Below are 13,017 nucleotides of genomic sequence, written 5' to 3'. Positions count from 1 at the left end.
GAATCGTAGTGCAGTTTTTGAATTTTGGGTGAAGGTGTGGTTAATTCATAAAGCAAACAGTAAGAAGTAGCTTATTATAAAGAAACGGTTAAAGTAAGTGAGAACTATATTTGAGTTATACACTAAAATAGGTATGGCTTTTAGATTATTGCTGTTGCTTCCTTTTTGGGGAATACAACAAATCTGTAGAGTGATTTTTTACCCACCAATAAAAAATTATTATAATGAAAGAGTAGCAAATGAAATTAAATACATCATGACCTGGGAATTTCACCTTTGTATCCAAGTGTCTTAACAGAGCTAAACCTGTAACCCGTATGATGTTGATAGTATGAACTCCTGTTACTCCGGCGAAGAGATAAATCTTCTTGTTTTTTCCTGGGTAAGCAAGAATCAAAGCTATGAGGGAAAGCATGATTTCAATCCCCATGCATGGAAAGGCAATTCTAACAGCCCCGGATCCTGCGATTTTTACTGAGTTATAGGTCAGGATTGTATCATAGCCCAGAAGATTTAAGAAAAATCCAGAGGGATAAACTAAAAGATTAAGGATACCTTGAATAAGGCTGAATTTTTCCAGGAAAGGCAATGAATATTCACCTTTAGGATCTAACAGACCCACATAGGCATAGAAAGTATATTTTAAAGAGAAGAAAATTAGGAGGGTAAAAAAAATAAATAAAGGAATTCTACCCCATTGAGGAACTTTCTCATATGGGGTAGAATATTTCTTATTTTCTGTTTTTAAAACCGTCATAGATTTTCTTTCCACCTATCCCTAGACCGGCAGCAAGCAGTAAGCTGGCTCCGCCATCGAAAGGGATGTCGATAGGGTCTTCGTCATCACAGCCTCCTGGAGGGCAAGGAGGTTCATCCTGAGCACTTGCTGAAAACACTATACTAGTTGTAAACAACGTGATTAGTGTCAGAAATTTTATTGTTCTTTTCATTATATCAAAGATAAAAATTATCAATTGATTCTTAGTTGTTTATGTAAACTTTTTCTGTATATACTTTAGCTCCGGCTTTTACCTTTACAATGTAGACTCCAGTCGATACATTTAGGTTCTTTGTGTAAAGACCTTGTGAAATATTCACATTCTCTGCCCTATCTACTTCCTGACCTATAATGTTAAGGAATACAATTGATGCTTCTTTTTCTTCAATATTTGAAAAATATACATTTACTGTTTTTCCATTAGCATTTACTGCTACCTTTCCTTCAACTTGGTCACTTATTCCAGTAACAACGTCTGATTTCCTGAATTTTATATAAAATCTAGATGTTGTATCTCCTTTTGTGATTGCAGCAGAGTAGCCATTTGAAGACTTTAAATCATATGAAATGTTTAACAATTTGTCTATAAGAATGATGTCTGTTGTATCAAAACCTGAGAATTGATTCGCAGCAATTACATAGTTTCCTGTTACTGGAGCTTCAAGTTTAAGAGGGATAGTAGAATCAATGTAATTTAAAGGTAGACTATTGATTGAGTAGCTTTTTCCATTGGTCAAGGTTGATAAATTTGGGTTATCACCAGCATTTTTTAATTTCAGTGCATCAAGATTGCCGTCAAATAAATCAGAGGCGTCTTCAGTAAATTTTAAAACAGTTTCATCAGAATAAGTTCCATTTTGAGCAGTTAAATTTAATACAGGCTGATTTTCAATCGAAGTTCTCCACAAGGAAGGATTCTGAGTTGATGTTCTTACATTATTATTCATCGATAAACTTGCAGTACCACCTAAGCCGCTTGTTGTAACAAAGAACCCCTGCAAAGCCGGAATATATGGAGTTCCACCGTTGGTCCCTGAATTATTAACATAAGTAGCATATTTGCTAGTCGCAGCATCCCAGTAGTAGATAGCATTATTGATGTTATTTTTTGTCCATCCAGCCTTTGACCAGTCAATTGTAGAAGGGAATGGGTTACCAACCATTCTGAATTCAGAAGTCGAATTAGGAAACGTAATTTCGGATGGATTAAATCCATGTTCGTAATTGCCTGTGAAATCAAGTGTAGTTGGAGCTGTAAAGTATAATGAGTACGCCTTAAACGGAGCCAACCCTGTGTTCATATCTGTGATTTGAGACCAAGAACCATTTATATATTCAAACAATCTCGTACCGCCAGGTTTAGATGGATCAGTTACTGGAGTGTTGTCCGCAAAATCGTTAGCTGTAGTACCTGTAAGTGGGCATGCAAGGTAATGAGTTTTTGTTGAATTTATTGATTTTGAGATCTTAATGTTGCCGGTAACAATTCCGGCATCAGTAGGTGCATACGCAACACTTCCAGAGTTTAGGTTAACTGTCAGTTTTCCTGCAGATGCCAGGGTACCGTTTGTAAGTGCAAGTATTCCGTTTACTGTAACTAAAGAATTTAAAGAAACAGTAGAAGAGATGGTCATATTTATAGTAAGATCATTAAATATTTCTCCTCCTGCAGTTGTAATTGATTGTGGTGCAGATCCATTGAATACAACTTTGCTGCCGGTTTCAGAGAATGCTGTTGCTCCATAGCTTATCCAGTTACCGGCTACATTGATGGTTTTAGCATTGCCATCCAATACAGCAGAACCTGCTAGTGTCAAATCATTAGTAGTTAAACTAATACCGGCAGGAGTTTTGGTGCCGCTGTTAGACAGACTAAGATTATTATAGGTAAATGTGCTGATTGTTTGGTTGGTCCCATTATAGTTAACGGTACTTCCGGTTGTTATATAGACATTGGTGCCAGGAGTAAAGGTATTAGCTACTCCAATCGTGCCGTTTAAAACTCTGCCACCGGTATTCGAGCTACTTAAGTTATAATAGTTTATACCTGCTATGTTTTGTGTCGCAGTCCCAGTGTATGCAATTGTAGCGTTATTATGATTGAAGGAAGCTGTTGGTGATACCGTAAAATCTCCAGTAATAGAAGTTATGGAGCCAACAGGTACAGTTAAAGATGCTCCGGATGCTAATGAAAGGTTATTAAAGGTTGTATTTACTACCGTACCAGACAAAGCTGTAGAACCAGCAAATTCCACAGTACCTGTCGAAGGAGTGAATGTCCCATTGTTAATCCAATTACCTTTTACTGTTAATACCTGAGAACCTCCGTTCAATTTTGAAGAAGCTGCAATTGTTAGGCTTCCGTTAACAGTAACATCTGTATTAAGAGTTAACCCCGTAGCTCCGGTTTTAGAAACAGTTAAATTATTTAAGGTTACCTGATCTGTAGGGAGTTCAAAACCGGTATTTACAGCTACATTTCCAACGTAGATCAAATTTACTTTGGTTCCAAAGGTTGGTATTGCTACAAGTTCTCCAAGGTCCTTAGAAATTGTAGCATTATTAGCCAGTAATAATAAAAAGCTAGAATTATCTAATTGCCCTTTGGTAAGGTTTAGAGAATTATTAACAGTGACATTTCCTGAAAGCGTTACAATATCTGATGTTCCTCTGTTGATTGTAAGGTTTTGCAATATGATGGAAGGTAAGGTTAATGAACCCGATCCATTCAAAACTAAGTTTGAACTAATTCCTCCGGTTATTGCCCCAGTGCCACTGATTAAACCTGCTAAGGTAAGTGTGTTTGCCCCAATTGAAAGGGTTCCGGTGGATAAGCTCAATGTGTTAGCGACAGTCACATTTCCAGCTTGTGAAATTGTTTGTCCACTTCTGTTTATCGTTAATGTCCCAAGTGTTACAGCTGGAAGACTTGCTCCAACTGAGGCTGGGCCAAAAGTCATTCCCGCACTATTGTCTCCAGTAAGAGTACCTCCGGTTATTGTAAGTGCATTATTCAGGGTTAAAGTATGACCATTTAAGCTCAAATTTCCAGAAGAAAGTGTTAATACATTTCCCACAGTAAAGTCAGTTTGTAGTCCATAACTTCCAGCAATGTTAACTTTTTGGTTTCTATTGGTCATCGTTAGACTCGAAATATCTCCAGTGCCATTTAATGAAAGAGTCGTTAAACCAGTTCCAACCCCACTTTTTCCATTATATGTTCCCCCTTGATATAAAAAGCTTCCTGTTATATTAAAGATTGAATTTGAGTTCCCTCCAACACCATTGAAAGTTCCCCCTGTCATATTAAAATTGCCTCCAATATTAAAAATAGAATTACCTAAAGCATCATCAGAGAAAGAACCACTAAGAATACCAGATGAAATAATTAAATCTCCAGTAATATTGATTGTTGTTGCTCCTCCTCCAGCCGTATTTCCAGTTAGTTCCCCTCCAATAACATTTAAATTTCCTCCAATTGATATAGATGCAGGATTATCTATATTTAAAATCCCACCTTTTACAGAAAGATTTTGGTTAATAATTAGAGAGCTGGTTAAATAAGTGTTTACTGCTCCTTCGATATTAAAATCTTTATTAGTTTGGATATCAGAATCGATGATTGCAAACCCAGCTCCTGCTAAAGTAAGTGTGGGATAGGTGAGACTTCTTAAAACTATAGCTCCATCTCCTGCACCTGAAAGGGTTATCCTGATAGTACTTGAGTTATCCAAAGTCCCAAATTTCAAATTGTCATATGTATAAATATCAAATTCTGGGACCGTTATGTTATATTTTGCGTTTGCCCACATATCTATAGTGATATCATGATCATAGGTCGCCGCATTAAATGTTCCTCCAGTTTCAATAACAACTTTTCCTGCTACAGTCCAGATATTGTTTGCTCTCATTATATGAGTTCCTTTTATATGAAACTCATCTGCAGGATTAGAAAAATTTGCAGGAGAAATTCCTGATCCATCAGCCCAACTGGAGGTTAAACCTACAAATCCTAGAGTAGCTTTGGAATAATACACTGTTGCCCACCCCGGCCCAGCATACAGTAGGAAGATTATTACCAAAAGTGTAAAAATTTTTTTCATAATTATGATTTATTTTCTGTACAAAAGAACTGAATAGATTTTAGTTAATTATATGATGGTCTATTTTTTTAATGAGTTAGAAGCCAATTCCCTGAAAAATATCCCTTTTGATGGGCAGTAATTTTCAAGGAAATATACGAATAGTTTTATGATTTTTCTATGCAGTTTAGACCAAAATCATTATACAATCGATGACTTCGGAAATTGTTTTACTTATCAGGCAAAGAGATTCTCTGTAATGAGAGTTAAGGTGTGAATTTATTGCTGATTTTTTTGTCTTTTTTTAAGATTTATGCAGTTGACAGGTATACGGAAATATAATTGTATAGGTTGAAGTAACTTTTATTATTCGGAAAGCGCAGGATATTAAATTCTCCGGTCATAAAACTTGTTTAGACGAGGAATTGGTATATTTCATTTTTTTATACCTCTTCGTAGATGTTAGATAATTATTCAATTTGGGTTGACCTTTAATTGGAAATGATTTCCGAAAAAATTAAATCATCACTGTGTAATATTTTAATTATGTGAAAGTTATAATTACGGAAAAAATGTATCCGCTTCATGATGGTAATTCACTTTATGAAGACTGTTTTGTCTCAGATCCTTATTCAAAATTATAACAAAATTAAGTTTAGGCGATAAAGTCTTTTTATATATATTTGCAGTTATTGTCATAAAATCAAAGGAAAAATTTACACTGCTGAAGAACCTTTCATTTGTCAGAACGTAGTTTGCCTTTCGAGTTCGAAAATATCTAAGTTTAGAATTGTAAAAATGAATAAGAAATTTTATTTAAGATTTATATATCTTTTTCTTTTAGCCATCTCCATTTTTTCCTGTGTTCCGCAAAAAAAAGTCGTTTATTTTCAAGGTAAGCAAAATGATTCAATGTTTATTGAGCAGGAGCAGTTTGTTTATAAAATCCAACCACGGGATATTTTGCATATTAGTATTGTCAGTCCTGATACAAGAGTGACTTCTTTTTATAATATTCAACAGACCCCAAGTCAAACTGTAACTCCGGGTAGCATATATTTAAATGGCTACTTAGTAAGTGATTCCGGATTTGTGAATATTCCAATAATTGGGAAAGTGAGAGTTAAAGACCAGATATTATCAGAGATTCAAAGTAATATTGAAAAAATTGTAAGAGAACAAGTTTCGGATGCAACTGTCGTTGTTAAGTTGTTAAGTTACAGAGTAACAGTGCTTGGAGAGGTGAGAAATCCGGGAATGCATTACATGTACAATGAACGTTTTACTCTGTTGGAGGCGTTAGGGATGGCTGGTGATCTATCTGAGTATGGGAGCAGAAAAAATATTAAGTTAATGCGCCCTAAAGAAAGTGGAATGGAAATAGTACATCTGGATCTTACTGATAAGGATCTCCTGAAGTCTCAATATTTTTATTTGAAACCGAACGATGTAATTTACGTTGCTCCAATGAAGGCAAAAATTGACAGGAATAACCTAGTATTAGTTACGACAGTATTTGCAGGACTTTCTGCATTGTTTCTCATTATAAATTTTATTAAATCAAACTAAAGTGAAAAAGAGAGAAGATGAAACAATTGATATTAAAGCAATTTTAAGTAAGGCTTACCAGTATTGGCCTTTATTTGCTTTAAGTCTTTTCCTGTCACTTGGTTATGCTTATATATACATCCGGTATTATACAGAACCTTATTACAATGTTGTATCTACAATACTTATAAAACCAAATGAAAAGATCTCAGGATTTCAAGAGATAGACTTGTTTCGGCAGGATAAAAAGAAGGCCAATGAAATGGCGATTCTGAATTCTTATGAAATGGCTTATAAGACACTACTCCAGTTGGAATTTAATGTTTCATATTTTCATAAGGGACAAGTAAGGGATATCGAATTATATCAGGCAACTCCTTTCAAGGTAATCATTGATACTACTTTTAAAAAACAGGGTTATAATATCCCAATTTTTATAAATATAATTTCTTCCAATGATTATAAATTGACAATAGGGAAATCCGCTGAATTAAAAGAAACCTTTTCTTTTGGAGAACCGGTAAAGCTCGAAAATTTATCTTTCACAATTGTCAAGACAGAGGAAAATCTTCAGGTCTCAGATCATTATTACTTTAAGCTACATGATCCGGCAAGTTTGGCAATCCTTTATAGAAATAAATTGCAAATCACTAATTCGGGAGGAAAAGAATCCAGTATTCTTGAGTTATCTACGGTTGGAAATAATATTCAGCGAGAGTGTGATTATCTGAATAAGCTTACTGAAGTCTATATTCAAAGCGGATTAGATGAAAAAAATCAGATAGCGAGTAATACTATTAATTTCATAGATAGTCAATTGGCATCAATAGCTTCTTCTTTAAATAATGCTGAGACAGAACTGGAGAGCTTCAGGAGGAACAATAAGGTGATGGACATATCTTCCGCGGCAACTTCAGTATTTGCCAAACTTGACGAGCTGGAAGCGGAAAAGGCAATATTATTGCTGAAAGATAAGTATTATCACTATGTTCTTGAATATGTAAGTACCAACAAGGATCTCAGCAGCGTTGTAGCTCCTTCAACTATGGGTATAGAGGATCCACTGTTAAATAGTCTTACATTAAATCTTGTTGAGTTGAATAGGGAAAAGTCTTCATTAGGAAGAAATACGACAGGAAACAATCCATTTCTAAATTCTCTTGAAATCAAAATAAAAAACTCTAAGGAAGCTCTTTTGGAAAACGTTAAAAATATCATTAATGGCTCCAGAATTTCCCTTGATGATATTGAAAAGAGAATTGTAAAATTGGAAAAAGAAGTCAGAAATCTTCCAAAGAATGAACGTGAACTGGTTGATATTCAAAGGCGGTTTAACCTCAACGATCACCTATATAATTATCTACTTGAAAAGAAGGCAGAATCGGGAATAGCTAAAGCCTCCAATATTCCAGATAACAGAATTGTCGAAAAAGCTAGGAGTTTTAATGCTTTTCAAGTTGGCCCTAAGACAAATATGATCTACACAAATGCTTTATTTGTAGGTCTATCAATACCATTGGTATTTTTATTTTTCAGGAGCTATTTTAATAACAAGATTCAATCTAGAAAAAGTATTGAAGAACGAACAGATATACCTGTTATAGGCATAGTTGGCCATAATGATAATCTCTCAAATCTGGCTGTATTAAATAGTCCTAAGTCAGGAATAGCGGAATCTTTTAGGTCCATAAGAATTAACTTGCAATATCTTGCTCCAGATAAAGAAAAAAAGGTTATCTGTATTACCTCCAGCATTAGCGGTGAAGGAAAGACATTTACATCAATTAACCTTGCCTCTATTATTGCCATGTCTGGAAAGAATACGATTTTAATCGGTGGTGATTTACGAAAACCCAAAATTTTTGAAGATTTTGGGTTGGAAAATTCTAACGGACTAAGCACTTACCTTGCAGGTAAGCATAAAATGGAACAAATAATACTCAAGACACAAGTGAATAACCTTGATATTATTTCTGCAGGACCAGTGCCACCTAATCCAGGAGAGTTGATTCTGTCAACCCGATTAAATGTACTGATGGAGGATTTGAAACAGAAATACGATTACATAATTATTGATACACCACCAATAGGACTGGTATCGGATTGTTTTATCCTGATGAAGTATTCTGATATCAATTTATACATCGTACGACACAAGTATACAGAAATAAAATTACTGGATAAGGTCAATAACTTTGTCAGTGAGGGGAAAATAAATAATATGAATATTATTATTAATGATCTTTATAGTAGTGATGGCAAGTATGGGTATGGTTACGATTATGGTTATGGTTACGGCTATGGGTATTATGAGGAAGGGGATACAAAATATAAAAGGATTAATAGTTTGAAAAGGTATCTATTCAAATGGACTCAAATAAAAAAATGATTTTATTAAATTAGTTTGTCATAATTTTTAGATCAATGAAGGTTGTAATACTTGCGGGGGGACTTGGTTCTCGATTGTCTGAAGAGACTTCTTTAAAGCCTAAACCTATGGTTGAAATTGGAGGTAAACCAATATTATGGCATATTATGAAAATTTATTCTCAGCAGGGATTTAATGAATTTGTTATATGTCTGGGATATAAAGGATATGTGATCAAAGAATATTTTGCCAATTATTTTTTACATCAATCAGATGTAACAATTAATATGGTGGAAAATAAAATGGAAGTTCATTCCTCAGAGGCAGAACCCTGGAAAATAACGCTTGCTGATACAGGAAATAATAGCATGACCGGAGGAAGGATTAAAAGAGCAAGTAAATATCTGAATAATGAGCCTTTCCTATTGACTTATGGAGATGGCGTTGGTAATGTCGATATTAAGAAGTTGGTAGAATTTCACAAAGAGAGTAAAAGGTTATTGACAGTGACAGCTGTACAACCCCTCGGAAGGTTTGGTGCTTTGAATTTGGGAGAATGCGACGAGGTAACCTCCTTTTATGAAAAGCCTAAAGGTGATGGTGCATGGATTAATGGTGGATTTTTTGTTTGTCAACCAGAAGTTATTAATTATATAGACAATGATGCTACAATCTGGGAGCGAGATCCTATGGAACGAATCGCCAAAGATTGTCAGATGGTAGCATTTAAGCATACAGGTTACTGGAAACCAATGGACACGTTGAGGGATAAGATTGAATTGGAAGATGAATGGAATAACGGAACCGCTAAATGGAAGCTATGGACTTAAAAGAACTTTTAAAGTCAACCTATAGAGATAAAAAAGTCCTTGTTACTGGCCATACTGGTTTTAAAGGAGCTTGGCTTTGCCAAGTACTAAAAATGGCAGGTGCGCAGATAAAAGGATATGCTTTGGACCCTGAACATGACAACGATCTTTATAACCTTTTGAACATAAAAAGTTACGCAGACTCCGTCATAGGAGATATTATGGACGCGAAGAAGTTTGGTGAGGAGATACTAAATTTTCAACCGGATTTTATCTTTCATCTTGCCGCACAACCTTTAGTCAGATTATCCTATGAGATACCTGTGGAAACATTTGCTGTAAATTCAATTGGGACAGCGAATTTACTTAATTCTGTAAGAGCTCTGAATAAAGAATGCAAGCTTATTCTGATTACAACAGATAAGGTTTATGAGAATAAGGAATGGGTTTATCCTTACAGGGAAAATGACAGATTAGGAGGTTATGATCCTTATAGTGCAAGCAAGGCATGCGCAGAGATTGTTATCAATTCATTCAGACAATCTTTTTTTAATCCGAATGATTATCATCTTCATAAGAAATCGATAGCAAGCACCAGGGCAGGAAATGTAATCGGAGGTGGAGACTGGTCAAAAGATAGAATAATACCTGATATAGTAAAGGCCTTACAAAAGGATGATCCGATTAAGATCCGGAACCCCAAAGCTGTCAGACCTTGGCAGCATGTTCTGGAGCCATTAACAGGATATTTGCTTCTTGGTGCACGAATGGTTGAAAATCCGGTAAAATTTGCGGATTCGTTCAATTTTGGCCCTTTTATAGAAGATACCCGGACTGTCCATGAGTTGGTAGAGATTGCTATTTCCAAATGGGGGAAGGGAACATTTGAACACTTGCAATTGACCAATGCAGTTCATGAAGCTGGGTTATTGAAACTTGATATTAACAAAGCTATTAATGAGTTAGGTTGGTATCCCAGATTAAATGCTGAAAAAGCAATAGAGTTCACTATGGAATGGTATCGACATTTCGAAGCGAATCCAGTAGAGTTTACCGAAAGTCAAATCAATTCTTATTTCAATTGGAAAAATTAATTTCTATAATTGGATGTAATTCATTTCTCGCAAAGAGAGTTATTGCTTCCTTCAAAAAGAAAGGTAATTTTAGGTTCCAATTGTTCGGTAGCCAAAATTTGTATACTGATGGCGATTTTCATTTATTTAGAATCCCAGATGCTCCGCTTAAATATGAAGGATTATTGAATTCTGATGTAATTATTTACGCAGCAGGTGCAGGTGTTCAATCTAGTAAGACTTATGAGAAAAACCTTATCTATGAGGTGAACGCTTTTGAACCAATCAGGATACTTAATTTTCTATCAGAAAAATCCTTCAAAGGAAAGTTTATCAGTTTCGGCTCCTACTTTGAAATTGGTTATAACACTAAAAAAGACCATTACAGTGAGGAGGAGGTAATATCGGCCGAATCGCTGGTTCCTAATGACTATTGTATTTCTAAAAGAATATTGACCCGTTTTTTTGCTAGTACATCGCTACCCTTCTGTTATTATCATTTAGTGCTCGCTACAGTATATGGTAAGGGTGAAAATGAGAACAGACTTATACCTTTTGTAATAGATAAACTTCTTCAAAATGAGGAAATATCTCTTACCTCTGGCGAACAAATACGACAATATATTCATATTGAAGATGTGAATAATCTTATTGCGGAATTAATAGAGAGTGAAAAGTTGAAAGGAATTTATAATCTTGCGGGAGAAGAAGTGGTAACTGTAAAGCAGTTAGTTTTGAAAATAAGCGAAGTGGTAGGAGTAGACGGGAAGTTTAACTTTGGGACATTAAAAAAACAGGATCAATCGATGGATGTTTTAATGCTAGATACCCAAAAGGCTAGAAATCAGCTAAATTGGAATGCTAAAATTAATATAACAGAGGGAATAAAGGAGTATTTAAAAGTAGATTAAAGATGTATAAAAATTTTCATCCAGAATTACAAGCTGAGTTGTCAGCTATAGCCGAAAAAAACACTTGTAAAACCATTGAGCCTGGAAAGGACTATATTCCTGTTACAGGTAAAGTATTGGATGCAGAAGATTTATTACATTCAGTAGATGCCTCTCTAGATGGTTGGCTTACTACGGGAAGGTATGGTGAGGCTTTTGAAAAGGCGTTGGCTAAGTGGACCGGCGCACGATGGGCTTATCTGGTAAATTCCGGATCGTCGGCAAACCTGGTAGCATTTTACGCATTAACATCTCCCAAATTAGGTGAAAGAGCATTGAAGCCAGGAGATGAAGTTATTACAGTAGCAGCAGGATTTCCGACTACAATAAATCCCATGGTGCAATTTGGCTGTGTTCCTGTATTTCTGGATATAGACATCCCCACTTATAATATAAAGGCAGAATTGATAGAGCAAGCTATAACGCCCAAGACCAAGGCAATCATGATGGCTCATACATTGGGAAATCCCTTTAACCTGGAGATAGTAACAGCTATTGCAAAGAAGTATAACCTATGGTTGATAGAGGATGATTGTGATGCTTTGGGTGCAGAATACAAAGGTATAAAGACAGGGACTTTCGGAGACTTGTCAACTCTGTCATTTTATCCGGCGCATCATATTACAATGGGAGAAGGCGGGGCAGTGCTTGTTAACAATGCTCAATTAAAGAAGATAGTAGAAAGCTTCAGAGACTGGGGGCGTGATTGCTGGTGTGCGCCAGGTAAAGATGATACATGCGGCAAGCGTTTCGGACATCAATTAGGTGAATTGCCAGACGGATATGATCATAAATATATTTATTCTCATATAGGATTCAATCTGAAAGCAACAGATATGCAGGCCGCACTTGGTTTGAGTCAATTGAATAAAGCAGACAGATTTATAGCCAGAAGAAGGGAGAATTACAAGTTACTCTATTCTTATCTAAAACCATTTGAAAATGAATTTATCCTTCATGAGCCAACTTCGGATTCCAATCCGAGCTGGTTTGGTTTTATGGTAACCGTAAGGGAAAACAGTAAAATAGACAGAACGGCGTTGACCAGGCATCTTGAAAGTAATAAAATTGGCACAAGATTATTATTTGCTGGTAATCTGATTAAACAGCCGGCATATTCGAATACTCAATATAGGGTTGTTGGTGAATTGACAAACACAGATATTGTAATGAACAGATCTTTTTGGTTAGGTGTATGGCCAGGTCTTGAGGAGAAACATTATGAATATTTAGCATCTGTCATAAACCAATATTTGAAATAATGTCGCTTCGTAAGATCTTCTCAATATCTGTTGGACCAATTAATAGAGCTTCTGCAATGCTACGATATTAAACAGATTGAAAATATTTAAGCAAGTCGAACATAAAAATTAGAGACTGAATTTATGGAAAGACTGCAATTCAAATAT

At 35.4% G+C, this 13,017-nt stretch carries 9 protein-coding genes; 6 read left to right on the top strand and 3 right to left on the bottom strand.

Features of this window, described 5'->3' with window-relative positions; translation table 11 throughout:
* Positions 1 to 145: 145 nt before the first annotated feature.
* The 3 genes from J7604_RS05815 to J7604_RS05805 are packed head-to-tail and all read right to left on the bottom strand — an operon-like array spanning position 146 to position 4,881.
* Positions 146 to 757, bottom strand: a complete 612-nt coding sequence (locus tag J7604_RS05815; RefSeq protein ID WP_293892466.1) for an exosortase/archaeosortase family protein — start codon at positions 755 to 757, stop codon at positions 146 to 148.
* Positions 732 to 950, bottom strand: coding sequence for a PID-CTERM protein-sorting domain-containing protein (locus tag J7604_RS05810; protein WP_293892463.1), 219 nt, complete (start codon positions 948 to 950; stop codon positions 732 to 734). The genes J7604_RS05815 and J7604_RS05810 overlap by 26 nt, the downstream gene beginning before the upstream one ends.
* A gap of 31 nt (positions 951 to 981) precedes the next feature.
* On the bottom strand, positions 982 to 4,881 hold the full coding sequence (locus J7604_RS05805) for a T9SS type A sorting domain-containing protein (RefSeq protein ID WP_293892460.1): 3,900 nt from the start codon (positions 4,879 to 4,881) through the stop codon (positions 982 to 984).
* 777 nt (positions 4,882 to 5,658) lie between these two features.
* Between J7604_RS05805 and J7604_RS05800 the strand changes: the two genes are divergently transcribed.
* The 6 genes from J7604_RS05800 to rfbH are packed head-to-tail and all read left to right on the top strand — an operon-like array spanning position 5,659 to position 12,870.
* Complete coding sequence (locus J7604_RS05800; RefSeq protein ID WP_293892457.1) at positions 5,659 to 6,429, top strand: polysaccharide biosynthesis/export family protein; 771 nt, start codon at positions 5,659 to 5,661, stop codon at positions 6,427 to 6,429.
* A gap of 1 nt (position 6,430) precedes the next feature.
* Positions 6,431 to 8,797 carry a polysaccharide biosynthesis tyrosine autokinase gene (locus J7604_RS05795; RefSeq protein ID WP_293892454.1) on the top strand — a complete coding sequence of 789 codons (2,367 nt, stop codon included), beginning with the start codon at positions 6,431 to 6,433 and terminating at the stop codon, positions 8,795 to 8,797.
* A 35-nt stretch (positions 8,798 to 8,832) separates the two neighbouring features.
* Positions 8,833 to 9,606 (top strand): glucose-1-phosphate cytidylyltransferase, encoded by a 774-nt coding sequence (gene rfbF, locus J7604_RS05790; RefSeq protein WP_293892451.1) that lies wholly within the window; start codon positions 8,833 to 8,835, stop codon positions 9,604 to 9,606.
* The gene (gene rfbG / locus J7604_RS05785) at positions 9,597 to 10,679 is read left to right on the top strand and encodes a CDP-glucose 4,6-dehydratase (protein WP_293892448.1); all 1,083 of its coding nucleotides are present in this window, start codon (positions 9,597 to 9,599) and stop codon (positions 10,677 to 10,679) included. The genes rfbF and rfbG overlap by 10 nt, the downstream gene beginning before the upstream one ends.
* Positions 10,667 to 11,569, top strand: a complete 903-nt coding sequence (locus J7604_RS05780) for an NAD(P)-dependent oxidoreductase (RefSeq protein ID WP_293892445.1) — start codon at positions 10,667 to 10,669, stop codon at positions 11,567 to 11,569. The genes rfbG and J7604_RS05780 overlap by 13 nt, the downstream gene beginning before the upstream one ends.
* Before the next feature lie 2 nt (positions 11,570 to 11,571).
* Positions 11,572 to 12,870 carry a lipopolysaccharide biosynthesis protein RfbH gene (rfbH, locus tag J7604_RS05775; RefSeq protein ID WP_293892442.1) on the top strand — a complete coding sequence of 433 codons (1,299 nt, stop codon included), beginning with the start codon at positions 11,572 to 11,574 and terminating at the stop codon, positions 12,868 to 12,870.
* The last annotated feature ends 147 nt before the right edge of the window (positions 12,871 to 13,017 follow it).

Origin of the sequence: Sporocytophaga sp. (assembly GCF_017745095.1) — a bacterium.
In the GTDB taxonomy this organism is placed as follows: Bacteria; Bacteroidota; Bacteroidia; order Cytophagales; family Cytophagaceae; genus Sporocytophaga.
This window is presented reverse-complemented; position numbering and strand designations above follow the sequence as displayed.

Bases quoted from the DNA above. Each gene is read 5' to 3' on its own strand.
- J7604_RS05815 (WP_293892466.1), bottom strand. From the start codon at position 757: ATGACGGTTTTAAAAACAGAAAATAAGAAATATTCTACCCCATATGAG.
- J7604_RS05810 (WP_293892463.1), bottom strand. From the start codon at position 950: ATGAAAAGAACAATAAAATTTCTGACACTAATCACGTTGTTTACAACT.
- J7604_RS05805 (WP_293892460.1), bottom strand. From the start codon at position 4,881: ATGAAAAAAATTTTTACACTTTTGGTAATAATCTTCCTACTGTATGCT.
- J7604_RS05800 (WP_293892457.1), top strand. From the start codon at position 5,659: ATGAATAAGAAATTTTATTTAAGATTTATATATCTTTTTCTTTTAGCC.
- rfbF (WP_293892451.1), top strand. From the start codon at position 8,833: ATGAAGGTTGTAATACTTGCGGGGGGACTTGGTTCTCGATTGTCTGAA.
- rfbG (WP_293892448.1), top strand. From the start codon at position 9,597: ATGGACTTAAAAGAACTTTTAAAGTCAACCTATAGAGATAAAAAAGTC.
- rfbH (WP_293892442.1), top strand. From the start codon at position 11,572: ATGTATAAAAATTTTCATCCAGAATTACAAGCTGAGTTGTCAGCTATA.